This is a genomic window from Isoptericola sp. NPDC056573 (genome assembly GCF_042793335.1).
Taxonomy (GTDB): domain Bacteria; phylum Actinomycetota; class Actinomycetes; order Actinomycetales; family Cellulomonadaceae; genus Isoptericola.
This window is the reverse complement of the sequence record NZ_JBHTUY010000003.1, coordinates 218,955-241,498: the sequence shown is the minus strand read 5'-3', so window position 1 is coordinate 241,498 and position 22,544 is coordinate 218,955. Positions and strand designations below refer to the sequence as shown.

Genomic DNA, 22,544 nt, shown 5'->3' with positions numbered 1-22,544 from the left:
CGGTCTGCCGCCGCGCGGCCGTCAGGCCCCGGTGTAGGCGCGCTGCAGCCGCACCGGCGTGATCTCGCCGATGCCCTGCACCTCCTGCGGCGGCTGCGCCGTCAGGGCGTAGCGGGACGACGACGCGAGCAGCGACGCGGTGTGCGGGTCCACCAGCACGGTGGCCGGCTCCGCGAGCTCCGTGATGCGGGAGGCCAGGTTGACGTCGGAGCCGAACACGTCGCCGAACCGGGACAGCACCCGCCCCCACACGAACCCGACGCGCACGGGGATCTCGGGCTCGGTCGCGTGCGGGGCCGCCAGGCCGAGCGCCACCTCGGCGCCGGTCGTCACGTCGTCGGCCACGAACAGCACCGCGTCGCCGATGGTCTTGACCACGCGTCCGCCGGCCTCGGTGATGACGTCGCGGGCCCGGGACTCGAAGAGCTGCACGAACTCCGACAGCTCCTGCGACCCGAGGCCCGCGGTGCGCTTGGTGAACGACACGATGTCCGCGAACCCGACGGCGCGCGGCAGCGGCAGCTCGTCGCCGTGGGCCTCCTGCGTGCCGCGCCGCGCGCCCCCGAACTCGGTGGCCAGCCGCCCCGTGAGCGCGGCGAGCTGGCGTCGCCAGGCGTGCTCGAGCTGACGGGAGAGCTGCGAGGTGAGGTCCGGCATGCGGTCGATGGCGGCGAGCCGCGCGCTCACGTCGTCGAGGCCGTCGCGGCGGCTGAGGTGCTCCACGAACGCCTCCACCTGCCACAGCGCCAGCCGGTCGGTGGTGTGCCCGAGGGAGCGGATGAGCGTCATCTGGGCCTGCTCGTCCAGCCGCTCCGTGTCCACGAGCTCGCCGATCTCGCGCAGCGCCCGCATGTCCGCGTCGGTGAACCCCACCTCGGTGGGGTGGGTGACCGGCAGCCCCAGCCAGCGCCAGTAGTTCTCGATGAACTCCTGCGACAGACCGGTGCCCTCCACGAGGTCCGACAGCGTGTACCGGCGGGGACCACCGAGGATCGCCTCGTCCAGCCGCGCCGCGGTGTCCCCCGCCCGCCGGGCGTCGTCGTCCGTCGGCAGGCCGGGTCCCGTCGTGGTGTCGCTCGTCACGCCCCCACTGTAGTCAGCGCGGGCTGTGCCCCGGCTGGGAGCGGCGCAGGTGGTGCACGTCGCCGGCGGTGACGGCCCGCTCGCCCGCGCCCGTCGCGAGCACGAGGCTGCCGTCCGCGTCGACCCGCAGCGCCTCGCCCTCGACGACGTCGGTGCCACCGGCCAGCTCGGCGCGCACCGGGTGACCGAGCGTGGCCGACCGCGCCGCGTACGCCGCCGCGAGGCCCGCCGCGCCCGCGTCGCCCCCGGCGTCCTCCAGCGCGCCGACGGCCTCGACCAGGCCCCGCACGAGCGCCTCGAGCAGGGCTTCGCGGGAGGCCCGCGCCCCCGCGAGCGCCAGCGACGTCGCGGTCGGCACGGGCAGCTCGGCCGCGGCCTGGTCGACGTTCAGCCCGACGCCGACGACGACGCCCGGGACCCCGGCGGCCGGCACCACCTCCGCGAGCACCCCCGCGACCTTGCGGAACGGCCCCAGCCCGGCCACGTCGTCAGCGGCCGGCAGCAGCACGTCGTTGGGCCACTTCACCGCGGCGCCGGGCACCCCGGCGGAGTCGACGGCCCGGGCGACCGCGAGCCCGGCGAGCAGGGGCAGCCAGCCCAGCCGGGCGGGACCGAGCCGCGGACGCAGCAGCACCGAGACGGTGAGCGCGGCGCGTGCCGGCGTCTCCCAGGCGCGCCCCGCACGGCCCCGCCCGGCGACCTGGTGCTCGGCGACGAGGGCCGCGGGCGCCGGCCACTCCCCCGGCGCCCGCCGCACGGCCGCGGCGAGGTCGGCGTTCGTGGACCCGGAGACCTCGACGACGTCGAGCCGGGCGAGGGGGCCCGCCGGCGCGAGCAGGGCGCGGCGCAGCGCGGGGACGTCGAGGGGGTCACGGCGAGGAGCACTGGTCACGGTCCGATCGTGCCCCATCGGCCGGCCACCGACCCTTTGTGGGGTCCCTCCAAAGAATCCGGGCGGGCCGCAGCCTGTCGCGCATCGATGCGTGGCAACCCACCAACTAGGGTCGGTCGGGTGAACGACGCCACCCCCTCGACCGGCCCCTCGACCAGCGCCGAGCCGCCCGCCCTCTCCGGCACCGCCGCCAAGCTCGCCGACCTGGAGCGCCGCCGGTCCCAGGCCGTGACCGACGCCGAGGAGAAGGCGAAGGCCAGGCAGCACCCGCGCGGCAAGAAGACGGCCCGCGAGCGCATCGAGGCGCTGCTGGACGAGGGCAGCTTCGTCGAGCTCGACGCCCTCGCCGTGCACCGCAGCCGCAACTTCGGCCTCGACAAGCGGCGCGTGGCGGGCGACGGCGTCGTGACGGGCCACGGCACGATCGACGGGCGCCAGGTGTGCGTGTTCAGCCAGGACTTCACGGTCTTCGGCGGCTCGCTGGGCGAGGTGCACGGCGAGAAGATCGCCAAGGTGCAGGACCTCGCGCTGCGCACCGGCGTGCCGATCATCGGCATCTCGGACGGCGGCGGCGCGCGCATCCAGGAGGGCGTGGCCGCGCTCACGCAGTTCGCCGAGATGTTCCGGCGCAACGTCGCGGCCTCCGGCGTGATCCCGCAGATCTCGCTCATCCTCGGCCCCAGCGCGGGCGGCGCCGTCTACTCCCCCGCCCTGACCGACTTCATCGTCATGGCGGACGGCACGTCCAACATGTTCATCACCGGCCCGGACGTGATCCGCACGGTGACGGGCGAGGACGTCGACTTCGAGACCCTGGGGGGCGGCCGCACCCACAACGCCAAGTCCGGCGTGGCGCACTACCTGGGCGCGGACGAGGACGACGCGATCGACTACGTGCGCCACCTCGTGGGCTACCTGCCGCAGAACAACCTGGGCGACGCGCCGTCGTTCCCGCCCGAGGACGAGACGCCTCTGGAGGTCACCGAGGACGACGAGGCGCTCGACGTCCTCGTCCCCGACAGCGACAACCAGCCCTACGACATGCGGGCCGTCGTGGAGGCCGTCCTCGACCCGGAGTCGTTCCTCGAGGTGCAGCCGCTGTTCGCGCAGAACGTGCTGATCGGCTTCGGCCACGTGGAGGGGCAGTCGGTGGGCATCATCGCCAACCAGCCGCTGTCCATGGCGGGCACGCTCGACATCGACGCCGCGGAGAAGGCGGCCCGGTTCGTGCGCACGTGCGACGCGTTCAACCTGCCCGTGCTGACGTTCGTCGACGTGCCCGGCTTCCTGCCCGGCGTCGGCCAGGAGCACCAGGGCATCATCCGCCGCGGCGCCAAGCTCATCTACGCGTACGCCGAGGCCACCGTGCCGCTGGTCACCGTCATCACGCGCAAGGCCTACGGCGGCGCGTACATCGTCATGGGCTCCAAGCAGCTCGGAGCAGACGTCAACCTCGCCTGGCCGACGGCGCAGGTCGCGGTCATGGGCGCGTCGGGGGCGGTGAACATCCTGCAGCGCTCGGCACTCAAGGAGGTCGCGGAGTCCGGCGGCGACGTCGAGGCGGAGCGGCAGCGCCTCACCGACGAGTACACCGAGGCGATCGTCAACCCGTGGGACGCGGCCGAGCGCGGCTACGTGGACGCCGTCATCCGGCCGTCCGAGACGCGGGTCCAGGTGGTGCGCGCGCTGCGGGCGCTGCGCACCAAGCGCGCGAGCCTGCCGCCCAAGAAGCACGGCAACATCCCCCTGTGACGCCGCCGGTGGTTGAGCACCGTCGAAACCGGGAAGAATGAGCAGATGAGCCACGAGGACGCCACGCACGGACCCGCCCCGCTGGGGTCGGTCGACCCCGAGCCCATGCACCACGCCGTCGACGCGCTGGCCGCCGCCCTGCACGAGTACGTGCAGACCGCGGTCGGCGTGCGCGCCGAGTTCGGCGCCTCCGAGGCGGACGAGGACCCGCGGGTGCTCGCGCTGGAGAACCGGGTGGGCCAGCTCAACGCCGCCGTCTTCGACGCGCTGCACGACGGCCTCGGCATGCACCCCGACCTCACGAGCTCGGTGTGGGAGGGCGACGACGAGGAGCCCGAGCACGCGCACGACGCCCCGGAGGGCGCCGTGCCGGCCGAGGTGTTCTACCTCGGCTTCGTCGTGGCCGACCCGGCGCCCGGCTCGCCCGGCACCCTGGACGGCGTCGTCGAGCTGCTGGACGAGGCCGGCGGCGACGTCGCGCAGCGGCTGTTCGACGGCGGCTACGAGGTCGCGGAGTGGGCGACGTCGCGCGGGGCGGCCGTCGAGTTCGGCGACGACGAGCTGGACGACGAGCTGGATGACGAGGACGGCGACGACCCGCTCGGAGGTGCCCGATGAGCAACGAGGTGCGCGTGGTGCGCGGGCGGCCCGACGACGTCGAGGTCGCCGCCCTCGTGGCCGGGCTCGCGGCGGTCGCGTCGGCGAGCGGACTGCCCGACGACGAGACGCCGGTCGAGGAGTGGACCAACCGCGCCCGCACGGTGCGCGGCAACGGCGCGGGCGTGACGGCGAAGAGCTTCGGCGGTCGCTGGGGACGGCACAACGCCGACGCGTGGCGCTGGAGCCTGCACTCGTGAGCGTCGTCTGGCAGCAGGTCGAGAGCCCCGACGACGTCGACGCCCCGCTGGCGGAGCTGCCCGTTCCCCCGCGCCCGGGCTGGCTGCGACGGTGGCTGTGGGCGCCCGCCCTGGTCGTGACCGCGGCCCTCTACGTGCTGCGACGCACGATCGAGGACCCGTCCGGCGAGGTCGAGCTCTGGCTGTTCATGGCCATGCTCGCCGGCCTCATGATCACCGCCGTCGCCGCCCTGGTCCGCTACCGGGACGACCAGCGCCAGGCCGCCGAGGGGCGCGACGCCGCGGCGTTCGGCGCGGCCCCCCGGGCGGCCACGGGGACGGTCTCGGTGAACGAGCGCCGCACGAGCTCCGGCCTCCTGCTCAGCGGCCTCGTGTCCTACCCGACGGACGACGGCACCGCCGACCGCGCCTTCTCGCACCTGGTGCGCCGGGACGAGGAGGAGCAGCTCCCGCCGCCGCGCGACGGCGACCCCGTCGCCGTCTGGTGGGCGCCGGGCACCGAGACCGTCGTGGTGCGGTACCACCGCGGCTGGGCCGACGCCGTGCGCCGGCGCACCCGCAAGCGCTGACGCGTCAGCGCGAGGCGCGGCCCGCCGCGAACAGCCGGCACGCGTGCGCCGCCGTGCGCTCCAGCTCGACCACGGCGTCGCGGGAGAGCTCGGCGAGCGTGCGCGGCCCCGGTGCGAGGGAGAACGCCGCCGCGATCCCGGCGTCCGCGACCTGCGCGGGCGTGAGCTCCACGCCGCCCGCCACGACGACGACCGCCGCCCGGCCGGCCACGAGCCGCACCACGGTGTCCACGACCTTGCCGTGCAGGGACTGCTCGTCGAGGCGGCCCTCCCCGGTGAGCACGAGGTCGGCCCCCGCCAGAGCCTCGGAAAGCCCCACCGCCTCGGCGACGAGCTCCCCGCCGGGCACCAGCTCGGCCCCGAGCGCGGCGGACAGGCCGACCGGCAGCCCGCCGGAGGCTCCGGCGCCGGGCAGGTCGCGGGCGTCGTGGCCGGTCGCGGCGGCGAGCGCGTCGGCGAGGTGCGCGAGCCCGTCGTCGAGCACCGCGACGTCGCCGGCCGTCGCGCCCTTCTGCGGCCCGAAGACGGCGGCCGCGCCGCGCGGTCCGAGCAGCGGGTTGTCGACGTCGCACGCGATGCGCCACCGCAGCGCGCGGGCGCGGGGGTCGAGGCCGTCCAGGTCGATCCGCGCCAGCGAGCGCAGCCCGCCGCCGCCCGGCGCCACCGCCGAGCCGTCGGCGTCGAGCAGCACCGCGCCGAGCGCCTCGAGCACGCCCGCGCCGCCGTCGGTCGTGGCGGAGCCGCCGACGAACAGCACGACCTCCTCGGCCTCCGGCGCGGCGTCGAGAGCGGCGAGCACCACGGTGCCGACGCCGTGGCTGGTCGCGTCCAGCGGGCGCGGCGCGACGTCCGACACCTTCGGCAGCCCGTAGGCCTCCGCCGCCTCGACCGCGAGGGTGCGGCCGTCGGGCGAGACGCCGTAGCGCGCCGTCGTGGGCCGGCCCAGCGCGTCGGTCGTGGCACAGGTGCGCGGGTCCTCGCCCCACGCCCCGAGGATCGCGTCCAGGGTGCCCTCGCCGCCGTCGGCGAACGGCACGGCGCGCACGTCGGCGTCGGCGCCCAGGGCGGCGCGGGCCCCGGCCGCGAGCGCCGCGGCCACCTGCGTCGCCGTGGCGCTGCCCTTGAACGAGTCGGGGGCGACCACCACGTTCAGGGGTCGGGTCCGGGGGCCGGGGGTGTTCTTCACGTCCTCGTGCACGAGGACAGACCGTACCCGGCGGGGTGGAAAGACGGCGCGCCGTCTCGGGCCGGGTCGATAGGGTGCGTCCTGTGACCTCGAGCACCCCCCTCCCGCCCCGCACCCCTTCCGCGGTCGACGCCGTCGCCGACGCGTACGTCGCCCGGTCCGCCGAGCTCGACCCGCTGCTCGCCACGGCGATCGGCCTGCCGGGTCACGACCACCGCATGACCGACCTGTCCCCCGCCGGGCACGAGGCCCGGGCCGAGTCCGACCGCGCCGTGCTGCGCGAGCTGGACGCGGCCGAGCGCGACGGCGGCCGGCTCGACGCCGTCGACCAGGTCACCCTGGCCGCGATGCGCGAGCGCGTGGGCCTGGCGCTCGAGCTGCACGACGCGGGCGAGCCGCTGGCGAGCCTCAACAACATCGAGTCGCCGGTGCAGCAGCTGCGCGACGTCTTCGACCTCATGCCCACCGGCTCGGTCGAGGCCTGGGAGAACGTCGCCGCGCGGCTCAACGCGGTGCCCGACGCGATCGACGGCTACGTCGCGTCGCTCACCGAGGCGGCGCGGCGCGGCCAGGTCGCCGCGATCCGGCAGGTGCGCGAGGGCGTGTCCCAGTCGCGCGAGCTCGCCGGCGAGGACTCCTTCTTCCTGGGCCTCGTGCGCGGCGAGGACGCCGCCGCGGTGCTCGACGAGTCGGCCGCGTGCAGCCTCGTGCGCGCCGAGCTGGAGCGTGGCGCGACGGCCGCGCGCGGTGCCTACGCCCGCCTCGCCGAGTTCCTCGAGCGCGACCTCGCGCCGCAGGCGCCGGAGCGCGACGCCGTGGGCCGCGAGCGCTACGCGCGCTTCTCCCGCGAGTTCCTCGGCGCCGAGGTGGACCTCGACGAGACGTACGAGTGGGGTCTCGACGAGCTCGCCCGCATCGTCGCCGAGCAGGAGGCCGTGGCCCGGCAGATCGCGGGCCCGGGCGCGAGCGTCGAGGACGCGGTCGCCGCTCTGGACGCCGACCCGGCCCGCACGCTGCACGGCACGGACGCGCTGCGCCGCTGGATGCAGGAGACCGCCGACGCCGCGATCGAGGACCTCGCGGGCACGCACTTCGACATCGAGGGCCCCGTGCGCACCATCGAGTGCCGCATCGCCCCCACCCAGACCGGCGGCATCTACTACACGCCCCCGAGCGACGACTTCTCGCGGCCGGGCCGCATGTGGTGGTCCGTGCCCGCCGACGTCACGGAGTTCAACACCTGGCGCGAGAAGACGACCGTCTACCACGAGGGCGTCCCCGGCCACCACCTGCAGTGCGCGGCCGCCGTCGTCGCGCGCGACACCCTGAACTCGTGGCGCCGCCTCATGTGCTGGGTCTCCGGGCACGGCGAGGGCTGGGCCCTGTACGCCGAGCGGCTCATGGCCGACCTCGGCCACCTCGACGACCCGGGCGACCGGTTCGGCATGCTCGACGCGCAGCGGATGCGCGCCGCCCGCGTGGTGCTCGACATCGGCGTGCACCTCGGCAAGCCCGCCCCCGAGCGCTGGGGCGGGGGCGTGTGGGACGCGGACAAGGCGTGGCCGTTCCTCCAGGCGAACGTCAACATGCCCGAGTCGTTCGTGCGGTTCGAGCTCAACCGCTACCTGGGCTGGCCCGGCCAGGCACCGTCGTACAAGGTGGGCCAGCGCCTCTGGGAGCAGGCCCGCGACGACGCCCGGACCGCAGCGCGGGCGCGCGGCGAGGAGTTCGACCTGCGGGCGTTCCACGCCCGGGCGCTGAGCCTCGGCTCGGTGGGCCTCGACGTGCTGACCGGCGCCCTGCGCGACGCCCGCTGACGCGGCGCGCCCCCGCCCCGCAGGTCGACCGGCATGGAAGGCATCCTCACCGGCTTCGCGATCATCGGCGTGGTCATCGCCGTCGGGTACGTCGCGGCGCGCCTGCGCCTCGGCGGCCCCGAGGCCCGGACCGCGCTCAACCGCATCGGGTTCTTCGTCGCCAGCCCCGCGCTGCTGTTCACGGTCATCGCGGACGCCGACGTCGGCGAGCTCTTCCAGGCGCCCCTGCTGGTGCAGGCGCTCTCCGCGGTGGCGGTCGCCGCGCTCTTCGTCGTCGCCAACCTGCTGTGGCTGCGCCGGCCCGCCGCGGAGGCGACGATCGGCGCCGTCTCGGCCGGCTATGTGAACGCCAACAACATCGGCCTCCCCGTGGCCGTGTACGTGCTGGGCGACCCGGCCGTCGTCGTGCCGGTGATCCTGCTGCAGCTGCTGATCCTCGCCCCCCTGACGCTGCTGGTGCTGGACGCCCAGACGTCCGGGCGGGTGTCGGTGCGGTTCGTGCTCGCGCAGCCGGTGCGCAACCCGATCATCCTCGGGTCGCTCGCGGGCGCCGTCGTCTCGCTGACCGGGTGGGACGTCCCGGCGCCCGTGCTCGCGCCGCTGGAGATCCTCGGCGGCGCGGCGGTGCCGATGATCCTGCTCGCGTTCGGGATGTCGCTGCACGGGTCGCGCCCGTTCCAGCAGCCCGGCGGGCGGACGGCCGTCGTGGTGGCGTCCGTGCTCAAGGCCGCGGTCATGCCGGCGGTCGCGTTCGTCCTCGCGCGGTACGCGTTCGGGCTGGACGCCGCGCAGGTCGCCTCGGCCGTGACCCTCGCCGCGCTGCCCGTGGCGCAGAACGTGTACAACTACGCGGCGCGCTTCCGGACCGGCGAGCTGCTGGCGCGCGACACGATCCTGGTCACGACCGTCGCCTCGCCGGTCGTCCTGCTGGTGTCGTCCCTGCTGCTGCACACGGGCTGAGCCGGTCCGGTCGCCGGTCCGGCCGCCGTCCGATCGGTAGGGTGCGACCCGTGCCTTCCGTGAGCCTCGTCCTCGCCTCCCAGTCCCCCGCCCGCCTGGCCACGCTGGCCGCGGCCGGCGTCACGCCCCGGGTCGTCGTCTCCGCCGTCGACGAGCCCGCCGTGCTCGACGCGGCGCGCGCAGGGTTCGGCGGCGACCTCGAGCCCGCGGACGCCGTCCTCGTCCTGGCCCAGGCCAAGGCGGAGGACGTGAGCGCGCGCCTGGAGGAGGACGACGACGAGGTGTCCGCCCTCGTGCTCGGCTGCGACTCGATGCTCGAGCTGGACGGCGAGGTGCTGGGCAAGCCGGCCGACGCCGCGGACGCCCGCCGCCGCTGGCGCGCGATGCGCGGCCGCGCGGCCGTGCTGCACACCGGCCACTGGCTCGTGGACCTCCGCGCGCCCGAGGACGGCGGCACGGGCGGCACGCTCGGCGCCTCGTCGTCCACCACCGTGCACTTCGCCGACGTCGACGACGACGAGATCGACGCCTACGTCGCGACGGGCGAGCCACTGCACGTGGCGGGCGCGTTCACGATCGACGGCCTCGGCGGCCCGTACGTGGACCGGATCGACGGCGACCACCACGGCGTCGTCGGGCTGAGCCTGCCCCTGCTGCGCGAGCTGCTGGGCGAGCTGGAGGTCCCCTGGCGCTCGCTCCGCGACCCCCGCTGAGCCTGCCGAATCCACTGTCGAAACCACCAACTCCGGGAGCATCCGGCACCACCTACCGCCCGGGTCCATGTGGGATCCCTCCAAACGGCCCGGATCGTCGTTGGTACCCGGCACAGACTTCGGCGCGGGCGTCCCGCAGGTGCCGGAGGACGGCGGCGCACGCGTTACCGTGAGCCGTGCCCACCATCAGCAAGGTCCTCGTCGCGAACCGCGGCGAGATCGCCGTCCGCATCGCCCGTGCCTGCACCGACGCCGGGATCGCCTCCGTCGCCGTCTACGCCGACTCCGACCGTGACGCGCTGCACGTGCGGCTCGCCGACGAGGCGTTCGCGCTGCAGGGCCAGCGCGCGGCCGACACCTACCTCGACGTCGAGAAGCTACTCGACGTCGCGCGCCGCTCGGGCGCGGACGCGGTGCACCCCGGCTACGGGTTCCTGTCGGAGAACGCCCAGTTCGCCCAGGCGGTCCTCGACGCCGGCCTGGTGTGGATCGGCCCGCCGCCCGCGGCGATCGAGTCCCTCGGCGACAAGGTGAGCGCGCGGCACATCGCGAAGGCCGCGGGCGCGCCGCTGGTCCCGGGCACGTCCGACCCCGTGAACGGCGCGGACGAGGTCCACGCCTTCGCCGCGGAGCACGGCCTGCCGATCGCGATCAAGGCGGCGTTCGGCGGCGGCGGCCGCGGCCTCAAGGTCGCCCGCAGCGCCGACGAGATCGACGAGCTGTACGAGTCCGCGGTGCGCGAGGCCGTGGCGGCGTTCGGTCGCGGCGAGTGCTTCGTGGAGCGCTTCCTCGACCGCCCCCGGCACGTCGAGACGCAGTGCCTCGCCGACGCGCACGGCAACGTCGTGGTGGTCTCCACCCGCGACTGCTCGCTGCAGCGCCGCCACCAGAAGCTGGTCGAGGAGGCGCCCGCGCCGTTCCTCACCCCGGAGCAGGAGGCCGAGCTCGACCGCGCCTCGCGGGCCATCCTCACCGAGGCGGGCTACGTCGGTGCCGGGACCTGCGAGTTCCTCGTCGGGACGGACGGCACCCTGTCGTTCCTCGAGGTCAACACCCGCCTCCAGGTGGAGCACCCGGTCACCGAGGAGATCACCGGCATCGACCTCGTGCGCGAGCAGCTGCGCATCGCGGCGGGCGAGCCGCTCGGGTACGACAGCACCGCCCCGCGCGGTCACTCCTTCGAGTTCCGCATCAACGGCGAGGACCCGGCCGCGGGCTTCCTGCCCTCCCCCGGCACCGTCTCCACGCTGCGCTGGCCGTCGGGCCCGGGCGTGCGCGTCGACACGGGCGTCGTCGAGGGCGACACGATCTCGGGCGCCTTCGACTCGATGATCGCCAAGCTGATCGTCACGGGCGCCACCCGCGAGCAGGCGGCGCAGCGCGCCCGCCGCGCGCTGCGCGAGCTCGAGGTCGCGGGCATCCCCACCGTCGTGCCGTTCCACCGCGCGGTGATGGAGGCGGAGGACTTCGTCCCCACCGACGGATCGGCGTTCCGCGTGCACACCCGCTGGATCGAGACGGACTTCGCCGACGAGCTGGGCAGGCTCGCCCCGGCCGCCGCGGCTCCGGTGCCCGACGCCGAGGAGCCGGCCGAGGAGCTGGCCGAGCGCGTCGTCGTCGAGGTCGGCGGCCGCCGCCTCGAGGTCGTGCTGCCCGCCGGTCTGGGCGTGGCCGCCGGTCGCGCGCGCCGCGCGAGCGCCGCCCGCCGTCCCGCCCGCCGCGGCAACGGCCGCGCGTCCTCCGCCGCGAGCGGCGCGACCCTCGCCTCACCGATGCAGGGCACCATCGTCAAGGTCGCCGTCGAGGACGGCGCGCAGGTGGCCGAGGGCGACCTCGTCGTCGTGCTCGAGGCCATGAAGATGGAGCAGCCGCTGCTGGCGCACAAGGCCGGCACCGTGCGCGCGCTGTCCGCCGCACCCGGCGACGGCGTCACCGCCGGAGCCGCCATCTGCGAGATCGTCGACTGACCCGAGGGAGCACCCCCTCGGCGAGGTAGCACGGGTCCCCGCGAGGTAGCACGGGTCCCCGCGAGGTAGTCCTACCTCGCGGGATCCGGTACGACCTCGGCGGGTTCGTCCGTCGCCGGTCGCGCGATGGCGGCGAGCGACCGCCGCGCGGACGGGACGGACAGCACGGCCGCGACGAAGGCGACGAGCAGCGCGCCGGCGACGACCAGCAGCACCTGCACCGAGTACCGGTCGGCGAGCGGGCCGAAGACGACCATGCTCAGCGGCATGGCGACGGTCATGACGATGCCGACGAAGCCGAAGACGCGGCCCTGCATCTCGGGCTCGACCGTCTCCTGCAGGATGGCCATGCTGGGGGCGGACATCAGCGTGAACGTGACGCCGATCAGCAGTCCCAGGACGAAGAAGACCCACATGTTCGTGGACAGGCCGAGCCCGGCGGTGAACACCCCCGCCGCGAGGGTGCTCCCGACGATCAGCGCCACACGGTTGGTCACGCGGGTCCCGACGAACGCCATCGCGAGCCCGCCCGCGAGCATGCCGGCCGCCCAGAACACCTCGTTCGTGGTGAGCTTCCAGACCTCCTCGCCGAACGTCCGGGTCACCATGAGCGGCGTGAGGTAGGACGGCGCGCCGATGAGCACCATGGTCGTGGCGAAGATGGTCATGAGCCACTTCACGGCACCGTGGCCGCGGATGTAGCGGACGCCCGCGGCCAGGTCCCCGAAGTAGCTCGGCTTCTGCGGCGCCCCGTCCTCGGGCGCGGCGTCGTCGTGCCGGACCAGGCGCGGCACGGTGACCAGCAGCAGCATGCCGATGCCGAGCACCGCGGTGACGACGTCCACGAAGAACACCGCGACGATGTCGAAGCTCGCGTAGATCGCGGCCGCCACCACGGGGGCGAGCAGCATCATCCCGGACTGGATGGACTGGTTGATCCCGTTGATGCGGATGAGCTGCGGCGCCGGCACGATCTGCGGCACCATCGCGTTCACGGCGGGCGTCTGGATGCCGGCGAACGTGGAGCGGACCGCGAGCGCCACGTAGATCAGCCACAGGTCGTCGACGCCGGACAGCATCAGCAGCGCGAGCGCGAGCGTGATCGTCGCGATCGCGCTGTCCGCGCCGATGATCAGCAGCTTGCGGGAGTGCCGGTCGGCCCACACACCGCCGAAGATCGACATGAACGCCTGCGGCAGCATGCCGAACACGATGCTGAGCATGAGCACGGACCCCGACTGCGTGACGATCGTCAGGTGCCACATCACGGCGAACTGCACGAGCATCGACCCGAGCAGCGAGATCGTCTGGCCGGTGAGGAAGATCGCGACGTTGCGCTTCCAGCCGGGCATCTCGTCGGGTGTCTCGTCGGGTGTCTCGTCGGGCAGGTCGTCCATGGTGGTGGGTGACGGTGCGGGGTCGGGGAACTCATCGGTGCCGTGCGCGCTCACCGTCCCATCGTCGCCTGTACCCTGACCGCGTGCCCAGCCGATTTCCCCCGCGCGAGACCCTCCACCGGCACCCCGGGGACGGTTGGGTGGCCTGCGGTGACCACCGGCACTGGGGCCTGTACGGCGCGGCCGGGCTGCTGCTCGCGCGGCGCGCGCCGTCCTCGACCGCGCCGGGCCCGGTGACCGACGTCGTGCTGCAGCACCGCGCGGTCTGGTCGGACCAGGGCGGCACGTGGGGCGTCCCGGGCGGCGCGCTCGCCCCGGACGAGACGCCCGTGGACGGCGCCCTGCGCGAGAGCCTCGAGGAGGCGGCCGTGGAGCCGCGCGCGGTGCACGTGCTGGGCACGCACGTGCTCGACCACGGCCCGTGGGCCTACACCACCGTGCTCGCGGACGTCGCCCCGGGTGCCCGCGTGACGCCCGGCGCGGCCGACCCGGAGAGCCTCGAGGTGCGGTGGGTCGCCGTGGACGACGTGGCGACCCTCCCGCTGCTGCCCGCGTTCGCCGTGGCGTGGCCCGCGCTGCGGGCGCGGCTCGACGGCCGCCCCTGACCACCAGCCTCTCGGCGGGGCCAGGCGCGACCGTCAGACGGCGGCGCCCTCCCCCGACTGCCCGTGCAGCACGCGCGCGGCCTCGGCCACCGACCCGGACAGCGACGGGTAGACGGTGAAGGAGTCGGCGACGTCGTCCACGGTGAGGCGGTGCGCGACGGCGAGGGTGATCGGGAAGATCAGCTCGCTGGCACGCGGGGCCACGACGACGCCGCCGAGCACGACGCCGGCGTCCGGGTGGGCGAAGAGCTTCACGAAGCCGTCGCGCATGCCCAGCATCTTGGCGCGCGGGTTGCGCGCCAGCGGCAGCGTCGTCGTGACGTAGCGGTAGCCCCGCTCGCGGAGCGTCGACTCGCTGAGGCCGACCGTGGCGATCTCCGGCGCGGTGAAGATGTTGGCGGCGACGCGGCCCGGCTTGAGCGGCGCGACGGCATCGCCGAGGGCGTGCGACATCGCGATGCGGCCCTGCATGGCCGCGACGGACGCGAGCGGCAGCACGCCGGTGCAGTCGCCCGCGGCGTAGACGCCGGGCACGGAGGTGCGCGAGACGCGGTCCACCTCGACGTGCCCGCTCGCCGCCAGGCGCACGCCCGCCTCCTCGAGGCCGATCCCGGCGGTGGAGGGCACCCCGCCGACGGCGATGAGCACGTGCGAGCCCTCGACGACGCGGCCGTCGGTGAGCGTGACGGCGACGCCGTCCTCGGTGCGCACCGCGGACGCCGCGCGCGACCGCGACATGACGGTCATGCCGCGGGCACGGAAGACGCCCTCGAGCAGCTCGGCGGCGTCCATGTCCTCGCCGGGCAGCACCCGGTCGCGGGAGGAGACGAGCACGACCTGCGAGCCGAGGGCCTGGTAGGCGCCCGCGAACTCGGCGCCGGTGACGCCGGACCCGACGACGATCAGCTTCTCGGGCAGCTCAGCGAGGCCGTAGAGCTGCGTCCACGTGAGGATGCGCTCCCCGTCGGGGACGGCGGTGGGCAGCGTGCGCGGCGTGGCGCCGACGGCGAGCAGCACGGTGTCGGCGTCGAGCGTCGTCGTGCCCGGGTCGGTGTCCGTGCCCGTGTCGACGACGACCCGCGACGGACCGTCGAGCCGGCCCTCGCCGACGACGATCTCGACGCCCTCGCGCTCGAGGCGGGAGTGGATGTCGCGCGACTGCGCGTCGGCGAGCGCGAGCACGCGGGCGTTGACGGCCTCGAGGTCGACCAGGTCGCGGCGCTCGCCCGCCGGTGCCTCCCCGCGGACGCCGAGCTCGGGCCCCTGCTCGGCCGTGGTGAACCACTCGGCGGTGGCGATGAGCGTCTTGGAGGGCACGACGTCGGTGAGCACGGCGGCACCGCCGAGGCCGTGCCGCTCGACGACGGTGACGCGGGCTCCGAGGCGGCGGGCGACGAGGGCGGCCTCGTAGCCGCCCGGTCCGCCGCCGACGACGACGACGTGCGGGGGGCGCGGGTCGGCCTCGGGGATGCCGCGGGTGGCGGCGCCGGTGGAGGCCGAGGTGTCCGGGGAAGGGGTGTTCACGGAGGGCACGGGGGCCATTGTGTCAGGCCGCCGGGCCCCCGGTGCCGGCGCGGCGGCGTGCCCCCGCCCGGACTACCCTCGGGACCATGAGCACCACGAGCCGCAGCGTCGGGGACCTCGACGACCCGACCACCGACCCGTTCGACGTCGCCCGCGCCGCGGCCGACCACATCGCCGAGGCGACCGGGGTGCCGGGGCACGACGTCGCCCTCGTCCTGGGCTCGGGCTGGGGCGGTGCCGCCGAGCTGGTCGGCGACGTCGTGGCGGAGATCCCGACCCACGAGATCCCCGGCTTCGCCCGGCCCGCCGTGGCGGGCCACGCGGCGACGACCCGCTCGATCCGCGTGGAGCGGCCCGACGGCGCGGTGCGGCACGCGCTCGTCATCGGCGGGCGCACGCACCTGTACGAGGGCAAGGGGGTGCGGCGCGTCGCCCACGGGGTGCGCACCGCGGCGGCCACCGGCTGCGAGAGCGTCGTGCTCACCAACGGCTGCGGCGGCCTGCACATCGCGTGGCGCCCGGGCCAGCCGGTCCTCATCCGCGACCACCTCAATCTCACGGCCACGTCCCCCCTCGAGGGCGCGACGTTCGTCGACCTCACCGACCTGTACTCGCCGCGCCTGCGCGAGATCGCCCGCACCGTCGACCCGGAGCTGCCCGAGGGCGTGTACGCGCAGTTCCCCGGGCCGCACTACGAGACGCCCGCCGAGGTGAAGATGGCCGGCCTCATGGGCGCGGACCTGGTCGGCATGTCGACCACGCTCGAGGCCATCGCCGCCCGGCACGCCGGCATGGAGGTGCTCGGCGTGTCCCTCGTGACCAACCTCGCCGCGGGCATCAGCCCGCAGCCGTTGTCGCACGAGGAGGTGCTGGAGGCCGGCCAGGCCGCCGGCCCGCGCATCAGCGAGCTCCTCGCCCGCATCGTCACCGCCCTGTAAGCCGAGCACCCGACGGAGGGATCCGCCATGAGCCTGGACACCGACGACCCGGCCTTCGAGCCGGCCGCGACGGCGACCGCCCTGTCCACCCTGCTCGACGAGGTGGAGCGCTGGATCCGCTACGACGTCGACGACGACGACAAGGCGGAGCTGTCCCGGCTCGCCCAGCAGACGTCGTCCGAGCGGCCGAGCACGCGCGAGCACGCCGTCGCGCTGCTGCGCGACCGGTTCGCGGGCTCGCTCCAGTTCGGCACGGCGGGGCTGCGCGGCGCGATGGCGCCGGGCCCGAACCGGATGAACCGCGCGGTCGTCACGACGGCGGCGTCCGGCCTCGGCACGTACCTCACGTCGGTGCTGGGCCGGGGTGTGACCGCGCGCGTGGTGGTCGGCTACGACGCCCGGGACCGCTCGTCGACGTTCGCGACCGACACCGCCGCGGTGCTCACCGCCGCCGGCCACGAGGTGCTGCTGCTCCCCTCCGCCCTGCCCACCCCGGTGCTCGCGTTCGCGGTGCGCCATCTCGACGCCGACGCGGGCGTCATGGTCACCGCGAGCCACAACCCGGCGCAGGACAACGGCTACAAGGTGTACCTCGGCGGCCGCGTCGTCACCGACGCCGGCCAGGGGGCGCAGATCGTGCCGCCCCACGACGCCCGCATCGCCGAGGCCATCTCCGCCGCCGGTCCGCCGTCGGGGGTCCCGCGGGTGGAGTCGGGCTGGCGCGTCCTCGGCCGCGAGGTGGTCGACGCGTACGTCGCGTCGGTGCACGACCTGGCCGAGCGGGCGGGCACGTCCACCGGGCCGCAGGAGCGGGCGGCGCTGCGCGTCGTCACGACCTCCCTGCACGGCGTCGGCGGCCGCGTCCTCGCCCGGGTGCTGGCCGACGCCGGCTTCACGCGGGTGCTGCCGGTGGAGGAGCAGCTCGACCCGGACCCGGCGTTCCCCACGGTCCGGTTCCCCAACCCCGAGGAGCCCGGTGCGATCGACATGGCGGTCGCCCTCGCCGAGGCGCACGCCGACGTGGTGATCGCCAACGACCCCGACGCCGACCGGTGCGCGGTCGCCGTCTACGACCCGAGCCACGGCACGCACCAGGGTGCGGAGACGGCCCGCTCGCACGGCTGGCGGATGCTGCACGGCGACGAGGTGGGCGCCCTGCTCGGGCGGGAGGCGGTGCGCCGCATCGCCCGCGGCGAGGTGCCCGCGCCGGACGGGTCCGGCGTCGGCCCGGTCGTGGCCTCCTCGGTCGTGTCCTCCCGGGTGCTGTCCTCGATCGCGGTCCGCTACGGGGTCGGGCACGCGACGACCCTCACGGGCTTCAAGTGGATCGCCCGCACCCCCGGGCTGGTCTTCGGGTACGAGGAGGCGCTGGGCTACTGCGTGGACCCGGCCCGCGTGCGCGACAAGGACGGCCTGAGCACCGCGGTGCTCGTGGCCCTGCTCGCCGCCCGGGAGAAGGCCGCCGGGCGCACGCTCGTGGACGCGCTCGACGACGTCGCCCGCGAGAACGGCCTGTTCGTCACCGACCAGCTCTCCGTCCGGTTCGACGACCTGTCACGCATCCCCGACACGATGGCGCGGCTGCGCACGTCGCCGCCGCGCACGCTCGCGGGGGCCGGCGTCGCCGACGTGCTCGACCTGTCCGACGGCATCGACGGTCTGCCGCCCACGGACGGCGTCGTGCTCCTGGGTGCCGACGACACGCGCGTCGTGGTGCGACCCAGCGGGACCGAGCCGAAGGTCAAGTGCTACCTGGAGGTCGTGGAGCCCGTGGCCGCGGACGCGTCGGCGGTCGACGTCGGCCGGCTGCGCGTCGCGGCGCACAAGAAGCTCGACCGGATCAAGGCCGACCTCCGGACCGCGCTGGGGCTCTGAACGGTCAGCCGACCGCTCCGCCGACCAGAGCGGCGTCGTCCTGGTCGACGGCGGCCTTCCACTCGCCCTTGCGGGCGCGCCAGTCCTCGTCGTCGCTGCCGCGGCGCCAGTAGCCCGACGCCGACAGCAGCTCGCGCGGCACGTCCAGCTCGGTGCGGACCCAGCGGCGCAGGTCGCGCACCATGCCCGCCTCGCCGTGCAGGAAGACGTGCGGCGCCCCCGCGGGGAGCTCCCCGGCGGCGTGGGCGGCGCGCACGGTGCCGGCCAGGTCGCCGGTGCCGCGGTGCACCCACGTGAGCGTGAGGTCGGCGGCGCTGGCCAGCTCCTGCTCGTCCTCGGGCCCGGGGACCTCGACGACGACGTGCGCGACCGCGCCGGCCGGGAGCGCCTCGAGCGAGGCCGCGATCGCGGGCAGGGCGGCGTCGTCGCCCACGAGCAGGTGCCACGGCGCCTGCGGGTCGGGCGCGTAGCCGGCGCCCGGGCCGAGGAACGTCACCGGCTCCCCCGGCTGCACCCGCACCGCCCACGGCCCGCCCACGCCGGCGTCCCCGTGCACCACGAGGTCGAGGTCCCACTCCACCTCGCCCGACGCCGCGACGGCCGCGTCGCGGCGCGCGCGCACCGTGTAGGCGCGCAGCAGCGGACGGCCGTCCGCCAGCTCCCCGAGCACCAGCTTCACGTAGGTGTCGGTGTGTCCGGTGAGGTCGATCTCCGCGAGCTCGGGGCCCGCGATCGTGACCCGCACCAGGTGCGGGGTGTGCCGGTGGACGGCCGTGACGGTCGCGTGCCGAGGGGTGCGCTTGCGGGCGGGCGGGCCGGCGGGGGCCTGGGGCTGCGTGTCAGACATGGTGAGGTGAGCCTAACTTCCCTCGGGCGCCCCGTCCGGTGTGAGGCTCGTCACCGCGCTCACTCCACGGCGTCGTCCACACGGTCGCGGCGGGCGGTCCCGTCGAGCTCGGGGATCAGCCCGAAGTCGGTGAGCAGCTCGCCGATCTGCGTGCCGTCGAGACGCCGCAGCAGCCGCTCGCGCAGGAACCTCGGGCCCGGCAGGTCCACCTCCTCGCCGTCGCGCAGGCGGCTCGTGGCCTTGAGCAGCGTCCGCACGTCGTAGGTGGAGCCGAAGACCTCCGGCACGCCGCGCTCGATGTCGAGCAGGCGGTAGGCGGCCTCCATGCCCGTGCGCACCGAGTACTCGGTCGTGAAGATGCAGTCCCGGCTCGTCTCGGCGAACTGGCCGATGAACGCGAAGTTCACCGCGCCGTCGGGCACCACGTCCGGCCGGTCGCCCGCGTGCCGGGGCATGAAGAAGGAGGTGACGTACGGCATCATCACGGGCACCGTCCTGGCCCCGGTGGCCGCGAGCTCGTCGATCTGGTCGGTCGGCACGCCCAGGTGGTAGAGCCACTCGCGGGTGATCTCCTCGCCCGTGCACTCCTGCATCGGCTTGCGCACGTAGTCGCCCGGGGTGTCGACGAACAGCGAGTACACCCACACCACGACCTGGTCGGGCGGCTGCTGCTTGAAGTGCGGCTGCCGGTTGACCGTCCAGCTCATCAGCCAGCTCGAGTCCTTCACCGTGACGATGCCGCCCGTGACGACCTTGCCGCTGAACGGGTCGCGCTTGCAGATCCGCCGGATGTGCTCGGGGATGCGCGGGTCGAGGGTCGTGACGGTCGCCGACTCCCACTTCGTGCTCTCGACGTCGCCGCCGAAGACGTCCGGGTGCCCGAACGCGGGGTCCTTCGCCGCGATCCGGCGCCACAGGTCCCAGGCCGGCGCGGGGCCCGTGTCGAGTCGGGCCGGGGTGTGGTGGTCGCCGTCGTCGGAGTTCTCCGTGAGCGAGCCGATCGTCGCCAGCACGAGGTCGTCCTCGCCGAGGTCGACGCCGCCCGGCTCGCCGTCGGCCACCCAGTGGATCCGCGTCGCCTGCTTGCGGCCGGGGCGGATCTCGAAGTCGACGTCCGTGACCTCGGTCGAGAACCGGAACGTCACGCCCTGGTCGAGCAGCCAGCGGTACAGCGGCAGCACCAGGGACTCGTACTGGTTGTACTTGGTGAACTTCAGCGCGGAGAAGTCCGGCAGCCCGCCGATGTGGTGCACGAACCGGTGGATGTACAGCTTCATCTCGAGCGCGCTGTGCCACTCCTCGAACGCGAACATCGTGCGCCAGTACAGCCAGAAGTTGCTGTCCAGGAACTCGCGGCCGAAGACCTCGTCGATCCGCTTGCCCTCCATCTCCTCGCGCGTCGCGAGGAAGACGGTCACGATGTCCTTCTGCGCCTTCTCCGACAGTGCGAACAGGCCGTCCGTGCGCGCGTCCCGGCCGCGGTCCACCGTGGCCCGTTGCAGCGAGAAGTTCGGGTCGTCCTTGTTGAGCCAGTAGAACTCGTCGAGCACCGAGGCGCCCTCGACCTCGATCGACGGCACGGACCGGAACAGGTCCCACAGGCACTCGAAGTGGTCCTCCATCTCGCGGCCCCCGCGCACCACGAAACCCTTCTTCGGCTCCTTGATGCCGTCCAGTGCACCACCCGGCAGCCGCAGGCGCTCGAGGATCGTGATCCGCTCCCCCGCCAGCTGCCCGTCGCGGATCATGAACGCCGCGGCGGACATGGACGCCAGTCCGGCGCCCACGAGCCACGCCGACTTGTCGTCGACGCCGGCCGGCTTGCGGGGCCGCGCGAACGCCTCGTAGTTCCCGTTGCTGTAGTACACGCGCTGTCCCTCCGGTCGGGTGGCGGCCCCGGGTCACGGGCCCCAGGCACGAGCCTGCGCCGGACGGCGCCGCACCGCGACCGGGAGCGGCGTGCCGGGTCACGCCCGGGCGAACCGCCGCAGCCCCGTGGCGGCGAGCCCGGCCGCCAGCGCCAGCACCAGCACGGCCGTCGCGGCGCCAGGACCGGCGCGCTGGAGGAGCCAGGCGGCTGCCGCCACGACCAGCCAGCCGCGCAGGTACCACGCGCCCAGCACCAGCATGGACATGTCGCCGTTCGGCGTCATCATCGGCGTGAAGAGGCCGGGCGGCGCTGCAGTCGCGCCCGCCACCCAGACGCGCGCGGCCAGCACCAGCACGACGACGAGGACGACGGCGGCCGCCTCCTCGCCCCGCCCACCGGCGGCTCCCGCGGCCGCGGCGAGCAGCCCCAGGACCGTGGGCACGACCGCGTGCCCGGCGACGGCGCGCGCCGCCGTGCCGGGCAGGAGGGCGCCCGGCTGGGGCTGGGCGGCGAACGCGTGCAGCCCGTCGGTCCAGGTCCGCGCCGCGCCGTACAGGGTGAGGGCGCCCGCCACGGTCGCGAGCGCCGGCCCGTCCTCCGCGCCGAGGCGCACGAGCGCGGCCCCCGCGCACCCCGCAAGGAGCGAGACGACCAGGGCCGTCGGCCGGCGGCGCAGCCCGAGCAGGTCGCGCGCCACCAGCGGGGCGCGGCGCAGCAGCCGCGCGGGGAGCCGCGCCGACCGGCCCGCGTAGCCCCGCGGCCCGAGGACGTCCGCGACCGCCCCGGAGTCGCCACCCACCAGGCCGCGTCCGGCCGTCACCGTGCGCGACTGGCCCGCGGCCGCCCGGTCGACGTCGAGCTCGCCCGGCAGCACCCGGACCACCAGCCACGCCGACGCCAGCCCGACGGCCACGACCAGCGCGACGCCCGCGACCGCCCCGGCCCACGCACCGGGCGACGGCGCCAGGGCGGGGACGGGTGACACGGTGCCCAGGGCCGGGCCCAGGGCCGCGACCAGGCCGAGCACCAGGCCGAGCACCAGCAGGAGCAGGGTGACCCCGACGGCCGCGCGCCGCCGACCCGGGGCCTGGGCCGCCGCGCCGACGGCCACCGGCACCTGGGCCAGCAGGACGGCGCCCGCTCCCGCGACGAGGAGGGGCCCCGGTGCGCCCGCGGTGGCCCCGCCCGCGAGCCCCGCCGCGGCCGCGGTCGCGAGGAAGGCGCCGCCGGCGGCCGCCGCGAGCGCGAGCAGCACGGCTCGCCGCCGCAGCACGTCGCGCGGGCGGAACTGGCCGGAGAGCGCGAAGGTCGCCTCGGCACGGCTCGTCCAGAGCGGGCCTCCGGCCCGGGCTGCGGCGAGCCCGGCGAGGCACGCGACGCCGAGCCCCAGCGCCCACCCGGCGAGCAGCGCCGCCGCCCGCCCCTCCACCGCGTCGGGCAGCGGCACCGCCGCGGCCGCCTGGGCGAGGGCGCTCCACAGGACCGGCCCGTACACGAGCGCGAGCAGCACCACCCCGTAGCCGAGGTAGACGCGATCGTGCGGGTCGCCGCCGGACTCCGCGGCCCGCACGACGAGCGCCCGGCGCCGCAGCGAGCCGACCCAGCGCCGCCAGCGCGGGTACGGCACGCGGGCGCCGTCGTCGACGTGCCCCGCCGGGACCTGGGGGGCGCCCGTCACCGCGCCGTCACCGC

The 22,544-nt window shown here is 75.4% G+C and carries 19 protein-coding genes; 11 read left to right on the top strand and 8 right to left on the bottom strand.

The annotated features are described in order from the left end of the window. Positions 1-21: 21 nt before the first annotated feature. Both ACFQ8E_RS06210 and ACFQ8E_RS06205 read right to left on the bottom strand, forming a co-directional pair. On the bottom strand, positions 22-1,083 hold the full coding sequence (locus ACFQ8E_RS06210) for an adenylate/guanylate cyclase domain-containing protein (RefSeq protein WP_430549713.1): 1,062 nt from the start codon (positions 1,081-1,083) through the stop codon (positions 22-24). A gap of 13 nt (positions 1,084-1,096) precedes the next feature. Then, positions 1,097-1,975 (bottom strand): biotin--[acetyl-CoA-carboxylase] ligase, encoded by an 879-nt coding sequence (locus tag ACFQ8E_RS06205; RefSeq protein WP_430549712.1) that lies wholly within the window; start codon positions 1,973-1,975, stop codon positions 1,097-1,099. A 120-nt stretch (positions 1,976-2,095) separates the two neighbouring features. On the opposite strand from ACFQ8E_RS06205, the gene ACFQ8E_RS06200 reads away from it, so the two are divergent. The 4 genes from ACFQ8E_RS06200 to ACFQ8E_RS06185 are packed head-to-tail and all read left to right on the top strand — an operon-like array spanning position 2,096 to position 5,153. Continuing rightward, positions 2,096-3,727 (top strand): acyl-CoA carboxylase subunit beta, encoded by a 1,632-nt coding sequence (locus ACFQ8E_RS06200; protein ID WP_430549711.1) that lies wholly within the window; start codon positions 2,096-2,098, stop codon positions 3,725-3,727. 45 nt (positions 3,728-3,772) lie between these two features. Continuing rightward, complete coding sequence (locus tag ACFQ8E_RS06195) at positions 3,773-4,345, top strand: hypothetical protein (RefSeq protein WP_430549710.1); 573 nt, start codon at positions 3,773-3,775, stop codon at positions 4,343-4,345. Then, positions 4,342-4,584, top strand: a complete 243-nt coding sequence (locus tag ACFQ8E_RS06190) for an acyl-CoA carboxylase epsilon subunit (protein WP_430549709.1) — start codon at positions 4,342-4,344, stop codon at positions 4,582-4,584. Before ACFQ8E_RS06195 ends, ACFQ8E_RS06190 begins: the two co-directional genes overlap by 4 nt. Next, entirely contained in the window at positions 4,581-5,153 is a 573-nt protein-coding gene (locus ACFQ8E_RS06185; protein ID WP_430549708.1) for a hypothetical protein, read from the top strand. The genes ACFQ8E_RS06190 and ACFQ8E_RS06185 overlap by 4 nt, the downstream gene beginning before the upstream one ends. 4 nt (positions 5,154-5,157) lie before the next feature. Here the strand turns inward: ACFQ8E_RS06185 and ACFQ8E_RS06180 are convergent, their stop codons facing one another. Then, entirely contained in the window at positions 5,158-6,351 is a 1,194-nt protein-coding gene (locus ACFQ8E_RS06180) for a glycerate kinase (protein ID WP_430549707.1), read from the bottom strand. 71 nt (positions 6,352-6,422) lie between these two features. Here ACFQ8E_RS06180 and ACFQ8E_RS06175 point away from each other — a divergent pair, with 71 nt between their 5' ends. The 4 genes from ACFQ8E_RS06175 (at position 6,423) to ACFQ8E_RS06160 (ending at position 11,796) form a co-directional block, all read left to right on the top strand. Then, positions 6,423-8,156: a DUF885 domain-containing protein gene (locus ACFQ8E_RS06175; protein ID WP_430549706.1), complete on the top strand. Its 1,734-nt coding sequence runs from the start codon at positions 6,423-6,425 to the stop codon at positions 8,154-8,156. Positions 8,157-8,189: 33 nt separating this feature from the next. Then, positions 8,190-9,116 (top strand): AEC family transporter, encoded by a 927-nt coding sequence (locus ACFQ8E_RS06170; RefSeq protein WP_430549705.1) that lies wholly within the window; start codon positions 8,190-8,192, stop codon positions 9,114-9,116. Positions 9,117-9,166: 50 nt separating this feature from the next. Next, entirely contained in the window at positions 9,167-9,829 is a 663-nt protein-coding gene (locus ACFQ8E_RS06165; protein ID WP_430549704.1) for a Maf family protein, read from the top strand. A gap of 176 nt (positions 9,830-10,005) precedes the next feature. Beyond that, positions 10,006-11,796, top strand: a complete 1,791-nt coding sequence (locus ACFQ8E_RS06160; protein ID WP_430549703.1) for an acetyl/propionyl/methylcrotonyl-CoA carboxylase subunit alpha — start codon at positions 10,006-10,008, stop codon at positions 11,794-11,796. Positions 11,797-11,867: 71 nt separating this feature from the next. On the opposite strand, the gene ACFQ8E_RS06155 is transcribed toward ACFQ8E_RS06160, so the two are convergent. Beyond that, the gene (locus ACFQ8E_RS06155) at positions 11,868-13,247 is read right to left on the bottom strand and encodes an MFS transporter (RefSeq protein ID WP_430549702.1); all 1,380 of its coding nucleotides are present in this window, start codon (positions 13,245-13,247) and stop codon (positions 11,868-11,870) included. A gap of 29 nt (positions 13,248-13,276) precedes the next feature. Between ACFQ8E_RS06155 and ACFQ8E_RS06150 the strand changes: the two genes are divergently transcribed. Further along, positions 13,277-13,798, top strand: a complete 522-nt coding sequence (locus ACFQ8E_RS06150; protein WP_430549701.1) for an NUDIX domain-containing protein — start codon at positions 13,277-13,279, stop codon at positions 13,796-13,798. 33 nt (positions 13,799-13,831) lie between these two features. Here the strand turns inward: ACFQ8E_RS06150 and ACFQ8E_RS06145 are convergent, their stop codons facing one another. After that, the gene (locus tag ACFQ8E_RS06145) at positions 13,832-15,340 is read right to left on the bottom strand and encodes an NAD(P)H-quinone dehydrogenase (protein ID WP_430549700.1); all 1,509 of its coding nucleotides are present in this window, start codon (positions 15,338-15,340) and stop codon (positions 13,832-13,834) included. Positions 15,341-15,408: 68 nt separating this feature from the next. Between ACFQ8E_RS06145 and ACFQ8E_RS06140 the strand changes: the two genes are divergently transcribed. Further along, complete coding sequence (locus tag ACFQ8E_RS06140) at positions 15,409-16,260, top strand: purine-nucleoside phosphorylase (RefSeq protein ID WP_430549699.1); 852 nt, start codon at positions 15,409-15,411, stop codon at positions 16,258-16,260. Between the two features lie 27 nt (positions 16,261-16,287). Further along, positions 16,288-18,135, top strand: a complete 1,848-nt coding sequence (locus tag ACFQ8E_RS06135) for a phospho-sugar mutase (protein WP_430549698.1) — start codon at positions 16,288-16,290, stop codon at positions 18,133-18,135. A gap of 4 nt (positions 18,136-18,139) precedes the next feature. Here the strand turns inward: ACFQ8E_RS06135 and ACFQ8E_RS06130 are convergent, their stop codons facing one another. From ACFQ8E_RS06130 to ACFQ8E_RS06120, 3 genes are all read right to left on the bottom strand, one after another. Further along, positions 18,140-18,982 carry a siderophore-interacting protein gene (locus ACFQ8E_RS06130; protein ID WP_430549697.1) on the bottom strand — a complete coding sequence of 281 codons (843 nt, stop codon included), beginning with the start codon at positions 18,980-18,982 and terminating at the stop codon, positions 18,140-18,142. Between the two features lie 59 nt (positions 18,983-19,041). Then, positions 19,042-20,850, bottom strand: coding sequence for an oleate hydratase (locus ACFQ8E_RS06125; protein WP_430549696.1), 1,809 nt, complete (start codon positions 20,848-20,850; stop codon positions 19,042-19,044). A 99-nt stretch (positions 20,851-20,949) separates the two neighbouring features. Beyond that, positions 20,950-22,530 carry a DUF6297 family protein gene (locus tag ACFQ8E_RS06120; protein ID WP_430549695.1) on the bottom strand — a complete coding sequence of 527 codons (1,581 nt, stop codon included), beginning with the start codon at positions 22,528-22,530 and terminating at the stop codon, positions 20,950-20,952. Positions 22,531-22,544: the final 14 nt, after the last annotated feature.